The organism is Listeria booriae (assembly GCF_000766865.1).
Lineage (GTDB): Bacteria > Bacillota > Bacilli > Lactobacillales > Listeriaceae > Listeria_A > Listeria_A booriae.
This window is the reverse complement of sequence record NZ_JNFA01000011.1, coordinates 351,230-374,603: the sequence shown is the minus strand read 5'-3', so window position 1 is coordinate 374,603 and position 23,374 is coordinate 351,230. Positions and strand designations below refer to the sequence as shown.

The following is a 23,374-nucleotide window of genomic DNA, read 5'->3' as shown; positions in this document are numbered from 1 at the left end:
TTATTTAATTCTGATTCGTGATTCTTACATAGTTTGCGAGGCTGCCGAATGTGTTTTTCAGTTCAGCGGAGCTTGTTGTTAATGTGCCCATGTTTTTGCCGCTTAGAATGTTGCTTAGTTGGAAAACTTCGACGGAATCCCAGCTTTGCGTCGTATTTGCTGCATTCCAGGCGCTGATTTTGCCGCCGTAAATGCTGATGGAACTGTTGCGATAGGCGTACATGAAGCTTGTTTTTGTTGGGCTCTCCAAGTTCAGATACATGGCGTGATCAAAGACATAATCAATGCCGTAGCTGAATGAGAAGCCTTCTGTTGCGTCTGTAGTGCGAACATCAAAGACTGCATTTGGCGCCACTTCGACACGCGCATTTTTTGCTGTATATTCTGTACGAAACATTGGACGGGCACCGTTTGCTGTGAAGCTCGCGCCGTTTTCAATGCTTATTTTTGAGAAGCCATAAATCGCATTTTGGCCGTAACCTGTACCTTTGCTGCCAGGATATAGCTCGACTTTTGCTTGGGGCTCTACGATGAAATTCTTATCGGTATTGCCGACGCCCATTGTGATGACTGTTGAACCGCTTTCGTTAGTGGAACCGCCGCCTTCTGTAGAGCCGTAGTAATACGCGCCAGCTTTGATTGTCATGTTGCGAACGTAGACATTACTGCCAGTCGTCGATTTAATGACATTATGGCCATCAAAAGTAACAACGGTATTCAGTACGTTATTACGAATAAAAAGTGTACCGTTAAATGTGATGTCTTTTGCATTAATATTCATGCCGTAGTTGCTGTTCTCAGAAGTACCGCTGTAAATGCTTCCGTAGACGTTCTTACCAGCGACATTACCACCAAAAATGTCAAATTGGATTCGTTTTCCTGCTGCGTCATTTTTGCTTAAATAATAGTTTGCTGTGTCCATCGTGTAGCCATTCAGATTTAGTTTCGTATCGTCTGAAAGTTGTAGGTTTTTCGTGAAAGTAATGTTATTCATCAGCTTCAGGTTTGTAAGCCCACTTGCTAACGCAGCCTCAAGGTCTTGCGCTGACATGATTTCTGTCGGTTTCGCAGCATCATAAGAAAAATCAATACTACCTAAACGCACTAACTCCACATTTGTTGCTGTAGCAGGTCTGCTAAAAATGATATAAACATCATGTGTGCCACTCACAGTCGTTGTTGGAATGGTATTAAGCGCCCATGTATTCACATTACCAGTTCGATTCAAAACTTTCGTTCCAATCGTTTGGCCTGTTGGGCTATCTAGTTTTACTTCAACCGACGTCGCATCGTAAGGTATTGCCGCCGACATTTGTAAGCTCCCTAGAGATTTATCAAAATTCACGTTTTTATAAGAAACCCAGTTTTTTGTCGAAATGTTCGATAGGAGTAATGTTTTGTCCGCCGTTGTAGGAACTGCATTGATCGCGCCATAGCTTGTATTATAAGCATTTGCCGCTACTTTTCCAGACAACTCAGGCTGTTCGCCAGTGATCGTATGATACACATTGTTCGCCAATATCGCAGCGCCTTTACCGTTAGGATGCACGCTATCAGGTACAAATTCTTTCGCACCAACCGTTGCGGTCTGGTTATCAATGATAGAAACGTCAACATTTGCTTTTTCTGCGGCTTCTACAATTTTTGGCAAAATTTTATCCATGTTTGCTTGGTTAATCGTGTACGCTGTGTTAAATACAACTGGTGGTAGCGTCACATAAACAACAGGTTTTGTCGCCAAGGTTTTATATTTATTGATTAACTTTACGTAATCTCCAACGTATTGATCGATTTTTGCAAAATTAGCAGGTTTAGAATCATTTGTTCCTAGTTGGATAATCACGATGTTAGGATTGGATGCGAGACTTTGCGTATACTGCGTTGTGCGGATATACGGATCATTACCGCCTTCTAGCAACGTTTTCCCGCTGTTTCCATAATTCGTGACATTGTAATTTGCGCCAAGTCGGTTGTTCAGTTGTTTCGGATACGCGTTGTAAAGTACGTTTTCTACATTCATGCCATACGTAATGCTATCGCCAATCGCCGCCACATTTACTGGCTTTGCTTTTGAAAACACATGAATGACACCTTTGACTGTTTTTTGCCCATCCTCCGTTTTTCCGAGTACGGCATGTTCCCCAACGTCGTTAAAAATTTCAGGATTAATACTTTCCCACTGCACTTTCGTTGTTGCTAATTGATATCGGCTATCTGCTTGCTGTACTTCAGAAGGCAGTGCCACGACATCTCCAGCTGTTGTTACAATGTTTACTGTTGGAATAAAGCCGTTTTCCGCTGCTTTCGTTGATAATGGTAGCACCAAAAGAACTGCGAGCATTAAACATGCCATCCAAAAACAAGTAAATAATTTCTTCAAAACTTTCACCCTTTCTTTTTGTCGATCCCACTAAGCATACGAAACTTCAACTCGCAATACCATTCTTTTTCGCCATTTAAAAAAGAGAAAATAGACATTTGTAACACAATGTTCACAAAAAAGCCTTTCCATTCTTAAATGCGTAAAACCAGCCCTTCTTAGTTTTTAAAATCGATTCTTCGGGTACTGGTAAAGGAGGTATTTAAAATTTTTAAAAGAGAGAATGGAGAGGAGTTGGGTTTTTGTGAAGAAATTGATATTACTTTTCGTGTTGCCAATCGTGTTAATAGGGGTATTATTCCACCCTTTGAGCCCACAAGCGGCGGCGAATTTTTCCGTAACGGCGGTTATTCCGGATAACCAAATCGATAAGACGAAGACATATTTCGACTTGCGCATGAAGCCAGGTCAAAAGCAAGATTTAGAAGTTGTACTTAAAAATGATACGGACAAAGAAATCACCATTGAAACCAACGCAAACACTGCGGTGACTAATGATAACGGGATTGTCGACTACAGCCAGACCGACCCGAAACTAGACAAATCCTTAGAAACGCCATTTTCATCGATTGCAAAAACGGATGATGAAGTCGTGCTTCCAAAAAACAGCAGCAAAACAATAAAAGTCACCGTAACGATGCCCGCAGAATCGTTTGATGGCATTATTTTAGGCGGCTTGCAATTCATTGAAAAAGAAGGCGATGACGCGAAAAAAGATAGCGGGGAAGGCGTGCAAATCAAGAATCGTTACGCGTATGTGGTTGGCGTGCAACTATCGGAAAATGATACCGTCGTTGAACCTGACATGAAATTGCACGAGATCAAAGCGCAGCAAATCAATTACCGCAACGCAGTGACAGCGAACCTGCAAAACCCAGAAGCGACACTCATAAAACCGCTTGCCATTGATGCGAAAGTTTACAAATCAGGCGACGACCAAGTGTTGCACCAAGCGAAACGTGACGGCTTGCGAATGGCGCCAAATTCCAATTTTAATTATGCGATTGATTGGGAAAACCAGCCACTAAAAGCCGGGAAATATCGTCTGAAAATGGTCGCAACATCCGGCGATAAAACGTGGAAATGGGACGAAGAATTCACCATCAAAGGCGATGACGCTAAGAAATATAACGAAACCGCAGTAGACCTTGAAAAAGACTATACTTGGTGGTACATTGCCGGCGGAGCATTAGCAGTAATTTTACTTATTTTCTTAGCATTCTGGTTAGGAAAACGTTCGAAAAAAGATAAGGATGAAGACAAGAAATAAGCAGGCGAAGAAGCTCTGAATTAGGGCTTCTTTTTTATTCGACTTGTTCGTACATTTATGATAATCTATATTAAACATAGGTAGCCATTGATATACGAGGAGGGATGAAAATGGACTATGAAAGAACCTCATTGGTGCTTAAGGCTATAGCTGATCCTAAAAGAATGAAAATCATTGATCTTCTTTCGTCTGGTAGTTTGTGCGCGTGCGATGTGTTGAAGCACTTCGATTTCACGCAACCAACGCTTTCGCATCACATGAAGGCATTGGAGAAGGCGGAAATAGTTTCGGTAACAAAACGAAGTCAATGGCACTATTACACGTTACGGGAGGACTTTATAAGCGATTTTATGGATTCCATGACCCAGCTACTTTCCAGTAATAAAGAACAGAATCATACACAGTAAGGGGATAGTTATTAAATGACATATGCACTCGAAATAACAGACTTGAAAAAAAGATATGCGACTGGCGTTGAAGCATTACGCGGCATTAATTTAACCGTAGAAGAAGGCGATTTTTACGCATTACTCGGTCCAAACGGCGCCGGAAAATCAACAACGATTGGGATTATCACATCACTTGTCAACAAAACATCGGGCAAAGTAAAAGTTTTCGACTACGATATCGATACTGATTTAGTCCGCGCAAAACAACAAATTGGCTTGGTGCCTCAAGAATTCAACTTCAACCCGTTCGAAACAGTCCAACAAATTGTCGTTAATCAGGCTGGCTACTACGGCGTTTCTCGAAAAGAAGCACTAAAACGTAGCGAAACATACTTAAAACAATCAAACCTATGGGAAAAACGAGATGTTCGCGCACGAATGCTCTCAGGCGGGATGAAACGGCGATTGATGATTGCCCGCGCCTTGATGCATGAACCGCGGTTACTTATTTTGGATGAACCAACAGCCGGCGTAGACATCGAATTAAGACGCGAAATGTGGGATTTCCTAAGAGAATTAAACATGAAAGGCACAACGATCATCCTAACAACGCATTACCTCGAAGAAGCCGAAATGCTTTGCCGCAACATCGGAATTATTCAATCCGGCGAACTCATTGAAAACACTAGCATGAAAGCACTTTTAGGAAAATTGCAGTTTGAGACATTCATCTTTGACCTCGCGCCATACAGCACAAAACCAGAGATTGCAGGGTATAAATATGAATTTGAAGACGATCTAACGCTTGCCGTTGAAGTTGAGCGAAATCAAGGCGTCAACGAGCTTTTCGAACAGCTCACGAAACAAGGGATACAAGTTCTTTCGATGCGCAACAAGTCGAATCGTTTAGAAGAACTATTTTTGAAAATCACAGAAGACACACATCAAGTGGAGGGGAAAAATGTCTAATCTTTATTTCACGGCCTTAAAAAGCCTAGCAGTCAAAGAAACAAACCGGTACATGCGTATTTGGGTCCAAACGCTAGTACCGCCAGTCATCACAACAATGCTTTACTTTGTCATCTTCGGAAACCTAATCGGCAGCCGAATCGGGCAAGTAGGCGGATTCTCTTACATGGAATTCATCGTACCCGGACTTATCATGATGTCCGTTATCACAAGCTCGTATTCCAACGTAGCCTCCTCCTTCTTCTCGCAAAAATTCCAGAAAAATATTGAGGAATTACTAATTGCCCCAGTGCCAACACACGTTATCATTTGGGGATTCGTCATCGGTGGACTTGGCCGAGGCGTTCTCGTTGGTGCGCTTGTCACGGTTGTTTCCTTGTTCTTCGTACCGCTTTACGTACACTCATGGTTGATTGTTGTTATTACATTGCTCATGACAGCCATTCTGTTCTCGTTAGCAGGTTTGCTAAACGGTCTTTTCGCGCGTTCCTTTGACGACGTGTCGATTATTCCGACCTTCGTTTTGCAGCCACTAACGTATCTTGGCGGCGTATTTTACGCCATTTCGATGTTACCACCATTTTGGCAAGCCGTTTCCAAAGTAAACCCGATTGTTTACATGGTTTCCGGATTCCGATACGGTTTTCTTGGCAAGACCGACATTTCCGTGATGGTTTCCATCGCGATTCTTGTTTTATTTAGCCTCGTGCTTTATATTGCTTGTTGGTATTTGATTGAAAGAGGCCGCGGGTTGAGAAGTTAGGATGAAAAGCCCCATTTGCGTTTTGGCGTAGGTGGGGTTTTTGTGGTTTTGTTTATGTTATATGTCCCATTTTTTAGACGACAATGCAATTATTTTCCTTTATAATGGAGGTATATACTAACATTAGATGGGAGATAGAGATATGACACAAATAAAAGTAACCAGAGAAAAGATGATGCATCACGCGGCAGAACTCGGAGATAGCGTCTCAGGAATGACCCACCATACAAAGAAAAATACGGCAATGTCTTACACTCAGTGCAATTCTATGACCAATTGTCAGAAGGCTTTACTCGATTTGGTGAATTATGTTGATTTATTTGGGAAAGTAGTGCAGGAAGACGCTATTCGTATCAAACAAATTGGGGAAGCTTATGCTGCCAAAGACCGAGAAGTTGGGCAGAAAATGCAACTGGAGGTACGCTAAGATGGAGCTAAGAAGCGAGCAAATTCATCAGACATTACAACAATTAAAGCGAAAGACAGAGCAACAAGAGGATGAACTGTATGCTATAAGACAACGGCAAATACAGCTAGAATACACAGGAACCGAACTTCGGCATATCGAACGTGAAAAAGAAAACCTTATTGCCCAAGCTCATGATGTCTGGCGCGGGAATCATGGCAAAAGTGTGGCTTTTCATGCGGAAGACACAGCACATGAAAGTTGGCGAAAATTACGCAGACATATCGAAAACACGCGGGAACAGCTAAAACAAGAGCAGAAAACCATTCAATCGAGCTTATCTCAAATGGAAGAGGAACGGAAACTGTTACATAAGGAGTTGGTTTTATGACTCGCATCGATATTGCGGAAGTTACGCATTTCTCACAACAATTGCGTGCATCGAATCAGGAACTGAAACAGTATGTAAATGCCGTAAAACAAGCCGTTATCGCTTATATTAATGATACATCGATTAGCGGAGACGCTATTGCCAGCTCGAAAGAATACTATGCAGCTGCCTACTTTCCACTCTGTGCCTCCATTAAGCAAGCGCTTGATTTAAGCGAGAGAAAGTTGCAAAAATATATTACTGATTTCCATTCTCAAGTGGATTCGGCACCTAATTCTAGGCTTGACGTGGATGGTATTCATGATTTAAATCAAAAAATAACAGGTTTCGAAAATCGTTTGGAAAGCGTCACCTCTCAATTAACGGCTATTAATGGAACTGGGCACGCATCCGAACTAAACTATTTAGCCACACAAATCTTCGAAGCACATAAAAAAGAAGATATATTGAATAAATTTATGGATTTCGAACAGAGTCACGGGAATTTTTTCGATGAAGTTGGGGAACTAGCGTATTATATTAAGCAGGCGTTGGATGACATTCAGCAAAACCTTAAATTCGATGGCAAAACTGGCATGTATCAGCTTGAAAAATTAAGACCTGAAACATTTAGACAGCTCACTAAAATGTACGCAAGCCAGCAAGAAATCGATGATAAGATAAAAGAAATTGAAGAAATCGGACTGACACCAAACGTTCCAAAAGGAAATAGTGCGGGATTCATCACGATTGATGGTAAAATGAGTACGGAAGCGACCCTTGATTTTGTGAATCAACAAATGATTTATTGGCAGAGTGAGACTGTTTTTCGAGAAGTGCTTGGTGTAGGTTCGTTTTATCGTGCTGTTTATGGTGTTGATTCTGTCACTGGAGAGAGAGTAAGTATTTCTAGGCGTTCACTGGATGGTCTAACATTATTCGCTCAGTATGGGGTTCCTACCTTAGGTCTAGCTAAATTTACAACAAAATATGCGACCAAGAATGCCTTTAGTAATGCCGAACGACAAATTAGTGCGGCTGAAAAAGTTAAACTTGAAGGTTGGGCATATCCGCCCGACGAAGCAAAGTATCTTAAATATAAAGCTGTTTATGATAATCCTAAATACTATGATCAAAATACTGGTAATATTAATTGGCCTCCAAATAATGGCTTTGAAGGGGTACCTATTAAAGAAAATTTGAAGCCAGGTAAAATTATCGACCGTTATGGAGAGCCCGAGAATGCTTACTTCACATCGCCTGATGGAATTTTATATGAGGAGCGAGCACTGGCTCTGCATAGTGATGAAGCTAGCTATTACAGATATAAAATTGTGAAGGCATTTGATGTGGATTCAGGAAAAGCCGCACCGTGGTTTGATCGAGTCGGTGGAGGTATTCAATATTTCTCTGGAGAGACTAAAATACTCAATAAAAAGGGGCAACTTATTGATGCTACAGTTGAGAATTTGCTTGCCAATAATTATATTCGTCAAATAAAATAGAGAAAGGATGATAAGCATGAATTTGGAACAAGTAGCAAGATTACTAACGGATGAAGGAAAAGAAACACGCTACAACGGTGAAATAATAAAAGAAATACTCCCTCCATATAGCAACTATCATGAGATTTGTAAAGTAGGGGATAATTGGATACTTAATTTGGTCGTTGTGGATCATCAAAATACACCAGTGCACCAACAAATAGCTACATTCACCTCAGAAGATTCTGCGGCAATATATTTTTATATAGATCGTCTTTCATCGTTGTATTCAAAAAAATATGTCCGAAAGTTTATACAGGAACAAAATGATTTAGACGTTGGTGGAGAGTTATTTGACTTACCACTTTTAATAGCAGCTATTGAAAGACTAAAAATCGAGAAATTTTTCTCTAACGGAGTAATAAATTTAAAGCCAATGAGTATTCTACTAAATAATATAAATGAAACGGACTGGAAAATTTGTTTTGTTAACTCAAATATGCAGATTTTAGATGAGTCCCAAATTTTAGATAGAATGGACGCTCTTTTCTACGCTTTTACCAACACCTACCTTTTATCTTTACTGCAATCTAGAGAAAAAGAATTGCTAGATCAAGGAGAAATTACAGAACCGTTTTCTGATGGAGAATATATTCAATTTATTGCATGAATGAAAAGCAATTTGTATTCTACTTATTTTATCTATGGTAGTAGCATTAGATCATTTTAATCGAGTTTAAAAGTGGTATTCACAATGATTATTGACGAATTAAAAAAGATAACCAAAGCAAGGCTTAAAATGGAATTCGATGTGTATATGCAAGAAATACATCTGGTCGAAAGGCAACACATCACAAATCATTTGAAGTGAGGAAACTAATATGACAATAATTGAAAAACTTAATAATGGTCAATACGAGATAGGTGATTTAGAGAACTATCTTAGCATAGGGAATGCCATCGTATTTTACAACACGATGCATGAGATTATTGATAAAAAAATTACTGACCCTTCTATAGTTCAAGCACTTATTAACATTTCTGGAAGAAGAGAGCAAACATTGGAAGATAAAATGTTAGGATTTTATACAGTCGGAGATTTTGCCTTAGCTACTTTAAAAAAATTGGGAATTGATTTGGCTTCCCTCAAAGAATATACACGTTTAGACTCCTTTGAAAAAGAGCTAATTGATGAGCTTGCAGAGTCAGGGGATTTGTAAATTAGGAGTGACACAATGGCTGTTTTCATTATCATGACAAAAGAGTACGAAAATGAGGAAAAAGTCGTTTATAAATACGGTCCTGATGAAAAAATTTCAGGCATTATTGAATATAACAAGGATAGCGGCATGATTAGCTAGCAAGAACCTATTGTTTCAGAATTTTATCCAGATGAATTTTTCTTTAAGCGAGCTGGAAGGTACTTGGCTAGAATCGGAAAAATACGTATCAAAAATCTAATTTTAGATTTTTGATACGTATTTTTTAGGTCAGCAAGCTTATTATTTCAGAATCGTGTCGTTTTTAGCTTTAAGCTACCCCAACTTCCTCTCACGGTTCACGATGATCTAACATAATAAAACTTCGCGTATCATAACGGTGTCGCGAACGAGAATATTCAATCGGACGTCCATCTTTTGAATACACAACTTGCTCCACTTCAAGAACCGGGTCATGTTCACCGCAATTCAAATACAGTTTGTCGTAGTCAGACGGCTTGTCCGCATTAATTTTTCGGAAGGCACCGCTCATAACTAGTCCAAGTTCTTGTTTTAAATAATCATAAATCGAACCGTGCAAAATCGTTTCATTCAAACCAGTGACAACATTTAGCGGCATGAACGTGTGCTCCAAAACATAAGGTTTCTCATCAAGAAGTCGCAACCGTACGATGGAATACACTGGCTCGTCTTTTTTTATCAGCAGTTGTTCTTGTACTTTTGCATTAGGAAAGCTAATCGTAAATTCGATAACCTGGCTTGAAATATGTTCTTTTCCCATCATTTTGGTCAAGCCTTCATAGTCGCGCAAGCTCGCGTCCTGCTTGTTCGCTAAGGCATTTTTCATCACAAAAGTTCCTGCACCACGTTGTCTGTAAACCAAGCCTTCCATCGCCAAAATATCAAATGCTTTTTTTATCGTCATGCGGCTGCAATCGTATGTTTTACAAAGGGTTAACTGGTCTGGCAGTAATGATTCTGGAGGATAGATGCCGGAATGAATTTTGTCCCGAATATCTTTAGAGATTTCTTCGTATTTCGTCATCTTTGCGCCTCTCTTTCTAATTGTCTAGTCAAACATAGACAAATTATAGCGCATGATGAGCAGAAAGGCGAGTTATTCCTGTGTCGCTTCATTTTCACGAGCAAGATTGCTACGGTCAACCAATTTCAAGAATGGATACCAAATCAGGAAGACAATGAAGAAATCGACTACTTGGAGTGCGCCGCCAAGCCATGAATTCGTTGCTAAAATCCCGTTAATAATAATCGGAACTGTCCACGGAACGGCAACTCCGGTCGGAGGTGGAACAATGCCCGCAGCCATAACGAGATAGTTAAATAGCGTAACAACAAGTGGTGCAAGTATCCACGGAATTAAAATCGTCGCGTTAAGAACAATCGGCATCCCAAACAAAATCGGTTCATTCACGTTGAAAAGCCCTGGCCCAAGCGCCAAACGACCAATCTCCTTACTTTGCTTACTCTTCATAAAGAAGGCGAGCGTAATAACCACGGCAAGCGTCATTCCAGACCCACCAAGCCCAACTGTGAAAACTTCCATAAACGGCTTGGTAATAATATGCGGCAACGGCAGCCCAGCTTTATAAGCATCTAAATTTTCGAGCATCAACGTATTCCAAATCGGATCCATCACTGAATTGACAATAATTTGGCCGTGAAGCCCGAAGAACCACAACACCTGAACAAAAAACAGGGCGATCAATGTCGGCACAATTCCAGAACCTAGTCCGACAAGCGGTTTTTGAATTGTTGTATAAATCACATCGTGCAAGTTCGTATTAAACAGCGCCTGCACGAAAATATTAATAAGTAGAAAAATAGATAAAGTTAAAATAGCAGGAATCAAGGCTGCAAAGGACTTAGCAACGGCTGGCGGTACTCCAGGAGGCATCTTAATTGTCCAATTCCGACCAACGAAAAAGCGGTACAACTCAGCAGCAACGAAAGCCGTAATCATACCAATAAACATACCCTTAGCGCCCAAACGATCTAGCGAAAGCGCACCAGTAATCAGTTCTCCCTTTTCACTATTGAAAAAGAATGGCGTTAAAATCAAAAAACTGGCAAGCGCGATAGCCCCGCCGTATATAGCTTCAACTTTATAGTAATTAGAAAGCGCATAACCAATCCCAAAAACGACAAACACGGTCATAATACTCATCGTTGCACTTTGCGCACTTCCCAAATAAAGTTGTAACGTCTCCTTCGTAGAATCGCTCCAAAACGGCAAATTCATTAGAACAACGGCTATCGAGCCAAACATTGTTAGTGGAAACGCTAACATAAATGCGTCGCGTAAACTACCTAAATAGCGATTTTCGCCAAGCTTAGCTGCAAACGGCATTAATTTTTCTCCAAGCAACTCCATAAATTTATTCATGAAAAAACTCCTCCATTTTTAAAATCGCGAAAACGTTTTCTAGTTTTTATTATACGCATTTTATTTTAAATGTCTAGTCTTTTATTTTTAAAAGAATGGACAATAAAAAGAAGATGAATATTGTTTGGCGTCGTATTTAGAATCTCAATGCGCATGTAATCCTTTTCCTGAGTGAAGTTTAGCGCCTCCGGATCTAGCTTTGTTGTGGCTCTTACGAAGCGAATTCTGCTGAGTTAGAAACTCAATATGCAGTTGAACGTAGTGAAACTGCCTTCCTTCTGTATCTAGCCACTCGAAGCTTTCACAGCCTCCGCAAAAACCAAAGGAGGGTTTTCGCTGCGCCTGCTCCAAGCTTTTTCGTGGCTGAACGAGCCGTTTCAGCCTTGTTGTGGTTCTTATGAAGCGAATACTGCTGAATTAGAACCTCAATATGCATGTGAACGCAGTGAGCATGTAATCCTTTTCTATGTTAAAATAAACGTATCTCAAATCCAGAAAGGAATTTTAAAATGACAAAAATAGTAGTTTTAGCAGAGAAGCCTTCTGTTGGGAAAGATATTGCGCGCGTTCTTGGTTGTAAGCAAGGGAAGAACGGGTACTTGGAAGGCTCGAAGTATATTGTTACATGGGCGCTCGGTCACTTGATCACGCTCGCCGATCCAGAGAATTATGACACTAAATATAAATCGTGGAACATGGAAGATCTGCCAATGCTTCCGCAAAAAATGAAACTCGTGCCAATCAAGCAAACACGGAAACAGTATGAAACGGTGAAAAGCTTGATGACGCGTAAAGATGTCAGTGAAATCATCATTGCAACGGACGCGGGGCGTGAAGGGGAACTTGTGGCTCGCTGGATTATTGAATACGCCAAAGTCAAAAAGCCAATTAAACGCCTCTGGATATCGTCTGTAACCGACAAAGCGATTCGTGAAGGCTTCAATCGTCTGCAACCAGGCAAAGCTTACGAAAACTTATATCGTTCTGCTGAAGCCCGTTCTGAGGCTGATTGGGTGGTCGGAATTAACGCCACACGTGCCTTGACGACAAAATATAATGCCCAACTTTCTTGTGGACGTGTGCAAACGCCGACACTTGCGATGATTGCGCAACGCGAAGAGGAAATTCGCCAATTTAAGCCGAAAGAATTTTATCAGCTAACGGCTGTGACGGAACAGGGTAGTTTTTCGTGGAGCAAAGGGCAGACATTTGATGAGGCGGAAGCTGAGAAAACGGCGCGGAGCTTACGTGGCAAAGACGCGATCATTACAGACGTGGCCGTGAAAGAAAAGAAAACACATGCACCAGGCTTGTACGATTTGACGGAGTTGCAACGTGACGCCAATAAACGCTATGATTTTTCCGCAAAAGAAACATTGAATATCATGCAAACCTTGTATGAGCGCCACAAAGTGTTGACATATCCACGTACCGATTCGCGCTTTATTTCGGATGACATTGTGCCGACGTTAAAAGAACGCGTCGAAGCTTGTGGTGTTGGACCTTACGCGAAACCCGCACGTGCCGTAGCATCCAAGCCAATCAAAGCCAACAAATCGTTCGTCGATAATAGCAAAGTAAGCGATCACCACGCCATTATCCCGACTGAAGAAACGCCAAGCTTGTCCGACCTAAACGACCGCGAACGCAAAATTTACGACCTTGTTGTGAAACGCTTCTTGGCCGTACTTTCCGCACCATTCACGTACGAAGAAACAGCTGTCCAAGCTAAAATCGGCGACGAAACATTCGGTCTTAAGGGCAAAGTCGTGAAATCACTCGGTTGGAAAGCCGTCTATAATGAAGACAACGACACAGACACCGTTACCAAACTCAAAAAAGGCGAGCAAATCAAAGTCCGCGACATCCAGATTCACACCGGCAAAACAAAGCCACCAGCCCGTTTCAACGAAGCAACCCTACTTTCCGCAATGGAAAACCCGAGCCTGACGAGCGGTAAAAAAGACCTTGCCAAAACACTCGGCGAAACCGGCGGACTAGGAACTGTCGCAACACGCGCGGACATCATCGAGAAACTTTTCAACAGTTTTTCCATTGAGAAGCAAGGCAAAGACATCATGATTACCTCTAAGGGCCGCCAACTGCTTGATCTAGTGCCAACAGACTTGAAATCCCCAGAGCTAACCGCGATTTGGGAGCAAAAACTATCCAAAATCGCCAATGGCAAGCTGGATAAAACAACATTCACTACCGAAATGCGCGACTACGCCAAAAAAGCCGTGAATGAAATCAAGCAAAACGACAAGAAATTCAAACACGACAATATCACATCTACAAAATGTCCAGACTGCGGCAAACTAATGCTACGCGTCAAAGGCAAGAAAGGCACGATGCTCGTCTGCCAAGATCGCGAATGCGGACACCGCGAAGCCGTTGCCAGAACAACAAACGCCCGCTGTCCAAACTGCCATAAACGCATGGAACTACGCGGCGAAGGCGACAAACAAATTTTCACATGTTCTTGCGGCTACCGCGAAAAGCTCTCCTCATTCAACGCCAGACGCGGCAACGAGAAGAACAAAAACGTCTCCAAAAAAGAAGTCGCTAACTATATGAAGAAACAGAACAAACAAGAAGACGAACCGTTCAATAACCCGATGGCCGAAGCACTTGCCAAATTAAAACTAAAATAAAGCAAAAAATACACGCCCAAATCTCCAAACTGGGCGTGTATTTTTTTATGACTTCGTAAACAACAATGGAATTTTTTCTTCTTTAAGTAACGCAATAAATTTCGCAACATCCGTAATTACCCAAGGACGTTTATTGGAAAGCAACAACCCGCTTTCGTGCAATGGTCTTAAAGAAGTCGACAAATAAGAAGGATTAATGTTCGCTAGATCAGCGAGTAAAGCTAGTGTCACAAACTCAGGCAACTCCACTTGACTGGCCGAAGTATGAAATCCTATGTCCATCATTCGATACATATTAAACAAAGCCCGCTGCGTTGGCGTCAACCCCGATTGAATCGTATTAATATAAAGATGCCGCCGCGATCTGATTAAATGATCAATCAGCAAAGAATTACTAGGGTCCTCCATAGCCGTAACCTCTTGAAAAAAAGCATATTCTACCTTCCATAGAACCATATCCGTCAACGCTATCCCAATCGGCTCATTATTCAACTCATTGTCAATGGTCGGAAACACGATCGAATCGCCAGGCCCCGTCAAAACACTATATTTATGTTCATAATGATTATCAAATTTATATTTCAAATACCCGCTTTCAACAAAAAAGAAATACGGCGTCGCCGAGAACTGGACATGCTCTCCCTTCTTAATCCGTTCCTGCGAGCCATGTTCCAGAAAGTCTGGCCGATTCTTAAATATCTTTTTAACTTTTTCAATAGCCGAAAAATCATTAGCTGGCATTCCTGCGTACATCTAAACCCCTCCTAAATCTAAACTTTACTATTCCTATACCCTAAACTAATATTACAAAATCTAACTAATTTTTCTGGAAATGTGCTACACTTATGGTGATTTGGAGGGGATTCGTGTGTTACATAATGGAGATGTGATTGGTTTGGTGGGATGTTCTAATGCTCGGACGCGGGACCGTGTGGCGGATGTAGAGCGTGTGGAACAATTGTTGTTGGAGCGGTTTGGGATTAGAACGATACGGTCGGCTTCGATTTTTGAGGATGAGGATAGAGAGGCTCGCGTGCGTGCGGCGGATTTGATGGCGATGTATCAAAATCCAGAAATCAAGGGAATTTTTGATATTTCGGGAGGCGATTTGGCGAATGAGATTTTGTCATATTTGGATTTCGCGGTGATTGAGAAGGCGGGGAAGCCGTTTGTTGGGTATAGTGATTTGACGGTGGTTTTGAACGCGATTTTTGCGAAAACAGGGGTTGCTGGGTGGAATTATCAAGTGTTGCATTTGGCGGGGAATGAGACAGAATTGCAATTGCGCCAGTTTGAAAATGCTTTTGTAAGGGGAGAAAATGCGGCGATTCCTTATGAAATGGTTTCGGAAAGTAAGGATATGACGGGGATGGTGATTGGTGGAAACATTCGTTGTTTGCTGAAACTTGCCGGTACGCCTTATTTGCCAGACCCTGCTGGCAAGGTGGTTTTGCTGGAGGCGATGAGTGGTGATCGGAATAAGATTGCGACCTACTTAGCGCAACTCGATCAAATAGGCTATTTTGCGAAGGCGAACGGGGTTATTTTAGGTACTTTTACAGAAATGGAAAAACTGGGTTTGGCGGCGGAAGTTCCTGAAATGGTGCAAGCTTACACGCAGAAATACGAGAAGTTTCTCGTGAAAACAACAGCGATTGGACATAATGAAAACGCGAAACCTTGCCCGTTTGGGAGTAATTTTAACGATAAGGAGTGGCAGAGATGCAGTTCACAATCACAGTGAAAAATAGTACAACACAAGCACTGACACAGAAGATATTTTTATATATTGAAGGGCAAAAAAAAACAACAGCGGTTAAAAAACTAGCAATTGGTGAATCAGAAGATATTGTCTTTGAAACGCACCCATCCGATACAAAAATCATGTTATCGTACTTAAATACAGAAAGCGCCATTATAATTAAAGCAATCGGTGACATAAACAATATATCGCGTCGAAACCTAGAGATTCAAGACATAACGCCACAAGGCACGGTGAAATACAGCTTTACATGAGTGAAAATACCGTAAACTATCATGAAATTCTCATGAATGCCCCTGCATAATCTCATCGAAGCCCTGTATTATAGAGAATGTAAAGCAAGGACAGCAATTAGTTTCCCCCCTTTTTCTAATTGTGTTGTCCCTTAACAAACTCCCTTTTTTTAGACCAGTTTCCCCTGACTGGTCTTTTTTAGTTTGGGGTATACCCCGAATAAATCGGCGACAAGCGCTCGCATTCAGGAAGTTTGGCGGACTTCCGGTTCTCACATACACAAGTATGCTCCGCTTCCGGCTTCCACCAAACTTCCTGAATACAAACGCTTTCGCTCGATTTGTGTAAAGCAAGATTTTTCGTCCTACCCAAAGTAAAAGGCTGGGCGGTTTTGCTTTGTCTGGAGTTTTGGCCCAATCTTTGTTTGTGGATAAATCAAAAAAATAGCTAAATCGCGCCTTAGATTGTTATAATAAACCAAGCATAAAAAAATAAAATAGGAAAGGTTCGCGGTATTATGTATTTTGCTAAGTTAGCTGGAATTGCCTTCGTTGTTTTCCTACTGATTGATGCCATTTGGTTAGGTCTGATTGCCAAAAATTTGTACCGAAATTACCTTGGGGATTTGATGGCTGGAAACGTACGATTTGGCGCGGCGTTATTGTTTTATGTGTTGTTTGTTTGCGGGATTGTGTTTTTCGTGATAGAACCTGCATTGGCTAAAGAGAGTCTTTCATTTGCGATTTTTGCGGGAGCTTTCTTAGGATTGCTTTGCTATGCGACGTATGATTTGACTAATTTGGCGACATTGAAAGATTGGCCTGTGTTGATTACTGCGCTTGATTTAGTTTGGGGCGCATTTGTTACAGCAGCAACATCGGGTATTGTATTTTGGCTAGCAAAGATTTGGCATATTTGAGAATAATAGGGGGAATAAATATGACAGATTTTTTAGACAGTAAACGGCTATATCATGCCTTTTTAGGTGGGGCAAGAGCGGTTATTCATGCAAAAGATGGCTTGAATGCGATTAATGTTTTTCCTGTGGCGGACGGGGATACGGGGAGCAACTTGGCGCAGACGATGCATTCGATTGTCGAAGATTCAAAAATTGGTAATACGGTAAAAGAGACGCTATACACGATTTCAGAAGCGGCATTATTCGGTGCTCGTGGGAACTCGGGGATTATTTTCGCGCAATACATTAATGGCATGCACTTTCACCTATCGGATGATAAACAAATGACGCTACACGACTTCTCAAAAAGCGTTTCTGGCGGTGCGAGTTATGCTTATAATGCGATGGAAAACCCAGTTGAAGGAACGATGATTACGGTTATCAAAGTCTGGTCCGAAGCCATCTCGGAGGCTGCAAACAAAGGTATTGCTTTCCAAGAAGCACTGATGAATGCGCTGGATCACGCCAAAAAAACATTGGAAAACACGCCGAAAATGTTACCGATTCTGCGTGACAAAGGTGTTGTAGATGCTGGTGCCAAAGGATTTTTCACGTTTGTAGAAGGGTTTACGTTGGCACTAGGGAACAAAGCGTATGTTCCAAAAGTGGAAAGTTTGCCGGCTTTGTCAGTTCAGGAGGAATTGGACGAGGCGCCGACATTTCGTTACTGCACGGAAGTATTAGTTCGCGGAGAAGGACTTTCACGGGACGCTATTTCGGCACATTTGAAGCCATTCGGTGATTCGCTGATTGTTGCGGGAAATGAAACGAAAGTTCGCGTGCATATTCATACAAATGAACCGCAGAACGTGTCGGATTTTTTAAGCAAGCAAGGGACGATGATTCAGCAAAAAGTCGATGATATGCAAAATCAATACGATATTATACATCACCGCAAACATCGCATTGCGCTAGTGACTGATTCTGTCGCCGATTTGCCACCAAGTTTACTCGAGAAATACCAAATTCAGATGATTCCACTGCCGATTTCGTGGGATGACAATGTTTATTTGGATAAATTGACGATGACAACCGAGACATTACTTACAAACATTAGTGATAGCAAGGCGTATCCAAGTTCCTCACAGCCAAACGAAAAAGCAGTCGCGAATCAATTGTCGTTTTTGGCGAATCATTACGATGAGATTCTTGTTTTGACGGTGGCGAGGAAACTTAGCGGCACGTACGAAACGATGAAGCGCGCAGCAGCGGGGATTGAGGCAAATATCGCTGTAATCGATACGATGCAAAACTCTGGCGCGCAAGGCCTCATTGTGAAAGCGGCGGCAGAACAAATTGCTGCCGGAAAAACATTTACCGAAGTGCAAGATTTTGTGAAACAAAGCATCACGCGAACGAAGATTTTTGTTAGTGTTCCGAATTTGGACGCGATGATTCGTTCTGGGCGACTAGGCGAGAAGGGTGGCGCGATTGGTAATACGCTAAATTTAAAACCGGTCGTGTCTTTATCGGAAACTGGTGCGGGAGTGGTGAGCGACATTGCGTTTAGTTTATCTGGAAGCACCAATAAAATCGTGAAACGCGTGAAAAAAATGATGGCGCAAGGAAGCGTGGCGGATTACGCGATTGTCCACGCCAACACACCAGAACGTGCGGAAGAATACACGGCACTTTTTACAGATCTTGTTGGGAAAGCACCAGCTTATGTAACGGGAATATCGTCGATCATCGCGATGAATGCAGGAAATGGCTGTGTCGCAATCGCAATACAATTAGAGGGGGAAAAGTAACACAATGGTATATGGAATCGCGGGATTATTATTATGGATTTATTTCACAATCATTTTCATCTGGGCGCAAAAACTAAAAAACAACTCCATCGTTGACTTGGCGTGGGGACCAGGATTCGTGATTGTCGCTATTTACACGTATTTCTGGGGCGGACAAATGACGACGCAAGGCTTACTCGTCACCATTTTCGTATTTCTATGGGGCATGCGCTTATTTTTCCACTTAGCGAAACGGAATATCGGCAAACCCGAAGATTACCGCTACGTCAATATGCGCAAGCGTTGGGGCACAAAGGCTGTCAAACTGAAAACATATTTGAATGTCTTTGTTTTGCAAGGTGTGTTGCTGTATATTATTAGTTTGCCGATTCTGCTTGTGAATACAACGGCGGCCACGGAATTTATGTGGTGGAATTATGTTGGGATTGTAGTTTGGCTAGTTGGCTTTATATTTGAAGTTGGCGGGGATGAGCAGTTGCGCCGTTTCAAGAAGAAACCGGAGAACAAAGGAAAGCTGATGACGACAGGGCTTTGGCAATACACGCGTCACCCGAATTATTTTGGTGAAGCGCTAAGCTGGTGGGGTATTTTTCTAATCACAATAACAAGCGCCGCAACCCTTTGGGGATTCATTGGCCCGCTCATCATCACGCTACTTCTCCTCTTCGTTTCAGGCGTGCCGTTACTTGAGAAGAAGTACAAAGATCGCGCCGACTTCCAAGCTTACGCAAAAAGAACGTCGAAATTCATCCCAACCATACCGAAAAGAGAGAATTAGGCGGATTGAAAGACCAGTTTTAGCAGATTGGTCTTTTTGTTTACTTTTTCTACTATATATACTATAATAGCTGTATGCAAATATAAAGGGAGTGTTACATGTATGAAGAAACTACTAGGAATTGCGCTTTTAGCATCGCTTGCACTTGCTGGATGTGGCGATAACACAGTGGAGAAGGACAATGCAGACTTGAAGAAAGCCGAAGAAAAGATTGAGGCGCTGAGTAAAGAAGTCGACAAAATCAAAGAAGAAAACACCGAACTAAAAGACGCTAACGCAAAAGTAGAGGCATCAAAAAAAGCAGAAGCAGACGCAAAGGCGAAAGTAGAAGCAGAAAATAAAGCGAAAGCCGAAGCGGAAACCAAGGCAAAAGCTGAGGCCAAAGCCAAAGAAGAAAGCACCCAAGAACAAACAACAGCCAGCGCGCAAACAGAAACACCAAAAACCGAGACACCAGCGAAACAAGAGACAACAACCCCAGCAGCACCAAAACAAACACCGAAAGCAGAAACGACAACCCCGGCACCAACGCCAAAACAAGCAGAACAAAAACAGACCGTCCAATCCCAGCCAAAACAAGAATCTGGCACGATTACGGGTGAAGAAAAGGGCCGTCTAATTGCTACTGAGAAGAAAAAACTGAATAATCCTAACCTAACACAATCAGAAAGAAACGCGATTATCGCTGAAATTAAACGACTTGGACAATTACGCGTATCTCATTAATTCTAATTTTAAAAACAAGAGAAGCAAACAGAACTTCTCTTGTTTTTTTCGTGGTACAATAATAGAAAGACTGAACGGAAAGGAAGCAAAGCGATGAAAATAAATACGCAAGAAGCGGAACAGTTTATCACGCAAGCCTATAACGAGCTCTCCAAAAGCAGCGCGGAAATCGAAAGTCGGATCAACGCGATACACGAAGAAATCGCGCAAACAGGTACATACACGCACACGTTAGAAGAACTAACCATCGGAGCAAAAATGGCATGGCGGAACAGTAATCGCTGCGTTGGTCGGCTTTTCTGGGATCGGATTCAAGTCATGGATGCCCGCGAAGCCGTGACGGCGCATGAAATCGAAACCGCATTGTTCGCACATATTGAAAAAGCAACGAATGGCGGGCAAATACGGCCATACATCACTATTTTTAAACCGGGTGAGGACGGACCTCATGTTTGGAACCACCAATTAATTCGGTACGCAGGTTACGAGACAGAGCAAGGCGTGATTGGCGACCCTGCCTCCGTCGCAGTCACCAAAATCTGCGAACAACTTGGCTGGCGTGGTGCGAGGACGCCGTTTGACATTTTGCCATTCGTTTTTCAAGAAAATCATGCGGCGTCTCCGACATACACCGAAATCCCGTCCGAACTCGTACTAGAAGTCCCCATCGCGCATCCCGATTACCCAGGAATCGCCGAACTCGATTTGCGCTGGTACGCCGTGCCCATCATTTCCGAAATGAAGCTCGAAATCGGCGGCATCACCTATCAAGCCGCGCCATTCAACGGCTGGTACATGGAAACCGAAATCGGCGCCCGCAATTTTGCTGATGAGGGTCGCTACAACCAACTCGCCGCCGTCGCAGAAAAAATCGGACTCAACACGAAACGGCTCGACTCCCTATGGAAGGATCGCGCATTAGTCGAACTAAACGTCGCCGTCCTGGATTCCTATCACAAAGCCAAAGTCCAAATCGTAGACCATCACACAGCGGCCCGCCAATTCGGCCAATTCGAAACAAACGAGCAAAAAGCAGGGCGCGAAGTCACCGGAGAATGGGCATGGCTCATCCCACCAGTCTCACCAGCCACGACGCACATTTTTCATCAACGCTACCCAAATAAAATCGTCAAACCGAACTTTTTCTATCAAGAATCACCATTTCATCGCCAAGACATTGTCCCCGTAAAACGCGGCGGCTGTCCATTTCATTGAGTTGCCAAATCGTATGTAAAAATGGTAACATAACAGTATCCACACGTTTGCGTTAGCTTATACGCGAAAACGGATAAATATGTCTATCGAATGGAGTTTTTTACGATGAATTTTGAGAAAACATTGGGGATTATTGGCGCATTGCTAGCGATGGGACTTAGCCTAACCGTTATTTCCGTAGATAGCATTGCACGCGTTTTGGAAGAAGACTCATTAGTGTTCACGATTTTAAACTTCGCAACACTAGCGATGTCATTTGTCGGCCTATTCGGCGCAATTATTATGCATAAAGCTCCACTAAAAGGCGGCGTTATGCTAATTGCCTCAGCAGTAGCCTGCACAATGAGCGTTTCCATGATGTTCTTACTTCCAATCGTTCTTTTGTCAGTAGCAGGTCTAATCGGACTTAGCACTGCAGACGATTTGTCAGAAGCAAAAGCCTAAGCAACACAAGAAAGTCGGTAGGAAAGCCATCACTTGGCGCCTGCCGATTTTTTTAATTCCAGACTAATATTGGTATCCATGAAGCCACTTCATACCAGTACTAGTCTTTTTTCACGTTTTCTCATGTTTTTTAACTCTTCACAAAAAGTTCACAAACACGCTCTACAGCCACTTTTTGACCTATTTTAGAATACCAAAATCCAATTTTCGTACCACCACAAGTACGCAACAACCCCATACATACCACAACAAACCCATCACCCCAAAAGTACAAAAACCAAAAAAGATGTATACTAATCTTGTTCAAAAAATACATTTTGGCTCCGCGAAGTTTGTTCACAAATTCTCTAAAATAAAGTGAGTTTTGTGACGTATAGTTTCCGTCCAGAAAAAAATCACCGTGATATGATATGTATATCGAAAGGCGATTGAGAAAGGAGCTTGCTAACATGAGCTACATGGAATTATTCGACAAGGATGTTATGGAAGAAGAATTTAGCAGCACAGAATTATTACACGTTTTATCAGACAAAACATCTTTTCCTATAGATACAGAAAGAAAAGTATTCCGAAAAAAAGACCAGATAGTAATTGAAAATGAAATACACGATTACATCTACTTCATCCAATCCGGTATTTGTGGCGTATGGAAAAACGAGCATATTAATAGCTTCATCGGCGAAAGCGACATTATCGGCTTCAACGAAATACTAGGAAACGAACCTTCATTCACAAGCGTCATCGCCCTAAACGAAATCGTCACTTGGCGCTTCTCCAAAGAACAAGTCATGAGCAAACTAATGTACTCCCAAGAAGGCGCGTTCTACCTCTACCAATATATGAAACTAATCAACGCCAACCTCTTACAAAAACAAACCCTCCAAACAGAAGAAACCAAAAAACAACTTCTCCTAACGCTCACTTACCTAGGACAACAATACGGCGAAGAAAATCAACATCATATAATATTACCGAAAATTTTCACAAAAAAGATAATTTCGAATTACCTCGGTATGACAAGACAACACATGACGTATCTCTGCAAAGATTTCGAAAGTAACGGGATTTTCGAAACAGACACAAACCAATTCATTTTAAATAAAGACAACATCACCATATCGTATTGAAAATAGTTTATTGAAAAATCAATCTAAAACACAATTCACTCAGGAGGGAAAAACAATGACAAACACACAT

At 42.0% G+C, this 23,374-nt stretch carries 24 protein-coding genes; 20 read left to right on the top strand and 4 right to left on the bottom strand.

What is annotated here, in order from left to right; all coding sequences use genetic code 11:
* Positions 1-4: 4 nt before the first annotated feature.
* Positions 5-2,341, bottom strand: a complete 2,337-nt coding sequence (locus EP57_RS16445; protein WP_052167568.1) for a GDSL-type esterase/lipase family protein — start codon at positions 2,339-2,341, stop codon at positions 5-7.
* A 262-nt stretch (positions 2,342-2,603) separates the two neighbouring features.
* Between EP57_RS16445 and EP57_RS05000 the strand changes: the two genes are divergently transcribed.
* From EP57_RS05000 to EP57_RS17275, 10 genes are all read left to right on the top strand, one after another.
* A complete protein-coding gene (locus EP57_RS05000; RefSeq protein WP_036084731.1) occupies positions 2,604-3,650 on the top strand; it encodes a WxLIP family cell surface protein in 1,047 nt (348 codons plus the stop codon).
* A gap of 110 nt (positions 3,651-3,760) precedes the next feature.
* Complete coding sequence (locus tag EP57_RS04995) at positions 3,761-4,057, top strand: ArsR/SmtB family transcription factor (protein WP_036084729.1); 297 nt, start codon at positions 3,761-3,763, stop codon at positions 4,055-4,057.
* 15 nt (positions 4,058-4,072) lie between these two features.
* On the top strand, positions 4,073-5,008 hold the full coding sequence (locus EP57_RS04990; protein ID WP_036084727.1) for an ABC transporter ATP-binding protein: 936 nt from the start codon (positions 4,073-4,075) through the stop codon (positions 5,006-5,008).
* Entirely contained in the window at positions 5,001-5,771 is a 771-nt protein-coding gene (locus EP57_RS04985) for an ABC transporter permease (protein WP_036084724.1), read from the top strand. The genes EP57_RS04990 and EP57_RS04985 overlap by 8 nt, the downstream gene beginning before the upstream one ends.
* Before the next feature lie 142 nt (positions 5,772-5,913).
* The gene (locus EP57_RS04980; protein ID WP_036085098.1) at positions 5,914-6,198 is read left to right on the top strand and encodes a DUF3130 family protein; all 285 of its coding nucleotides are present in this window, start codon (positions 5,914-5,916) and stop codon (positions 6,196-6,198) included.
* A 1-nt stretch (position 6,199) separates the two neighbouring features.
* Positions 6,200-6,568 (top strand): DUF3958 family protein, encoded by a 369-nt coding sequence (locus EP57_RS04975; RefSeq protein ID WP_036084722.1) that lies wholly within the window; start codon positions 6,200-6,202, stop codon positions 6,566-6,568.
* Positions 6,565-8,052 (top strand): T7SS effector LXG polymorphic toxin, encoded by a 1,488-nt coding sequence (locus EP57_RS04970; protein WP_052167566.1) that lies wholly within the window; start codon positions 6,565-6,567, stop codon positions 8,050-8,052. The genes EP57_RS04975 and EP57_RS04970 overlap by 4 nt, the downstream gene beginning before the upstream one ends.
* Positions 8,053-8,068: 16 nt before the next feature.
* Positions 8,069-8,701, top strand: coding sequence for a hypothetical protein (locus EP57_RS04965; RefSeq protein ID WP_036084719.1), 633 nt, complete (start codon positions 8,069-8,071; stop codon positions 8,699-8,701).
* Between the two features lie 211 nt (positions 8,702-8,912).
* On the top strand, positions 8,913-9,251 hold the full coding sequence (locus tag EP57_RS16440) for a hypothetical protein (protein ID WP_052167565.1): 339 nt from the start codon (positions 8,913-8,915) through the stop codon (positions 9,249-9,251).
* 15 nt (positions 9,252-9,266) lie between these two features.
* On the top strand, positions 9,267-9,392 hold the full coding sequence (locus EP57_RS17275; protein WP_255309230.1) for a hypothetical protein: 126 nt from the start codon (positions 9,267-9,269) through the stop codon (positions 9,390-9,392).
* A gap of 190 nt (positions 9,393-9,582) precedes the next feature.
* On the opposite strand, the gene EP57_RS04950 is transcribed toward EP57_RS17275, so the two are convergent.
* Positions 9,583-10,296 (bottom strand): GntR family transcriptional regulator, encoded by a 714-nt coding sequence (locus tag EP57_RS04950; RefSeq protein ID WP_036084716.1) that lies wholly within the window; start codon positions 10,294-10,296, stop codon positions 9,583-9,585.
* Positions 10,297-10,368: 72 nt separating this feature from the next.
* A complete protein-coding gene (celB, locus tag EP57_RS04945) occupies positions 10,369-11,655 on the bottom strand; it encodes a PTS cellobiose transporter subunit IIC (protein WP_036084714.1) in 1,287 nt (428 codons plus the stop codon).
* 509 nt (positions 11,656-12,164) lie between these two features.
* Between celB and EP57_RS04940 the strand changes: the two genes are divergently transcribed.
* The gene (locus tag EP57_RS04940; protein ID WP_036084712.1) at positions 12,165-14,309 is read left to right on the top strand and encodes a DNA topoisomerase III; all 2,145 of its coding nucleotides are present in this window, start codon (positions 12,165-12,167) and stop codon (positions 14,307-14,309) included.
* Between the two features lie 45 nt (positions 14,310-14,354).
* Here the strand turns inward: EP57_RS04940 and EP57_RS04935 are convergent, their stop codons facing one another.
* Entirely contained in the window at positions 14,355-15,062 is a 708-nt protein-coding gene (locus tag EP57_RS04935) for a Crp/Fnr family transcriptional regulator (protein WP_036084711.1), read from the bottom strand.
* Between the two features lie 115 nt (positions 15,063-15,177).
* Here EP57_RS04935 and EP57_RS04930 point away from each other — a divergent pair, with 115 nt between their 5' ends.
* The 9 genes from EP57_RS04930 to EP57_RS04890 all read left to right on the top strand — a co-directional run bounded on the left by EP57_RS04930 (position 15,178) and on the right by EP57_RS04890 (position 23,304).
* A complete protein-coding gene (locus tag EP57_RS04930; protein WP_052167564.1) occupies positions 15,178-16,053 on the top strand; it encodes an LD-carboxypeptidase in 876 nt (291 codons plus the stop codon).
* Positions 16,032-16,325 (top strand): hypothetical protein, encoded by a 294-nt coding sequence (locus tag EP57_RS04925; protein WP_036084709.1) that lies wholly within the window; start codon positions 16,032-16,034, stop codon positions 16,323-16,325. Before EP57_RS04930 ends, EP57_RS04925 begins: the two co-directional genes overlap by 22 nt.
* Before the next feature lie 494 nt (positions 16,326-16,819).
* Positions 16,820-17,224 (top strand): DUF2177 family protein, encoded by a 405-nt coding sequence (locus EP57_RS04920; protein WP_036084708.1) that lies wholly within the window; start codon positions 16,820-16,822, stop codon positions 17,222-17,224.
* A gap of 20 nt (positions 17,225-17,244) precedes the next feature.
* On the top strand, positions 17,245-19,014 hold the full coding sequence (locus EP57_RS04915) for a DegV family protein (protein WP_036084706.1): 1,770 nt from the start codon (positions 17,245-17,247) through the stop codon (positions 19,012-19,014).
* Between the two features lie 4 nt (positions 19,015-19,018).
* Entirely contained in the window at positions 19,019-19,792 is a 774-nt protein-coding gene (locus EP57_RS04910; RefSeq protein WP_036084704.1) for a DUF1295 domain-containing protein, read from the top strand.
* A 102-nt stretch (positions 19,793-19,894) separates the two neighbouring features.
* Positions 19,895-20,518, top strand: a complete 624-nt coding sequence (locus EP57_RS16435; RefSeq protein ID WP_052167563.1) for a hypothetical protein — start codon at positions 19,895-19,897, stop codon at positions 20,516-20,518.
* Between the two features lie 93 nt (positions 20,519-20,611).
* Entirely contained in the window at positions 20,612-21,733 is a 1,122-nt protein-coding gene (locus EP57_RS04900) for a nitric oxide synthase oxygenase (RefSeq protein ID WP_036084703.1), read from the top strand.
* A gap of 105 nt (positions 21,734-21,838) precedes the next feature.
* The gene (locus EP57_RS04895) at positions 21,839-22,177 is read left to right on the top strand and encodes a hypothetical protein (RefSeq protein WP_036084702.1); all 339 of its coding nucleotides are present in this window, start codon (positions 21,839-21,841) and stop codon (positions 22,175-22,177) included.
* A gap of 449 nt (positions 22,178-22,626) precedes the next feature.
* On the top strand, positions 22,627-23,304 hold the full coding sequence (locus EP57_RS04890) for a Crp/Fnr family transcriptional regulator (protein ID WP_036084701.1): 678 nt from the start codon (positions 22,627-22,629) through the stop codon (positions 23,302-23,304).
* Positions 23,305-23,374: the final 70 nt, after the last annotated feature.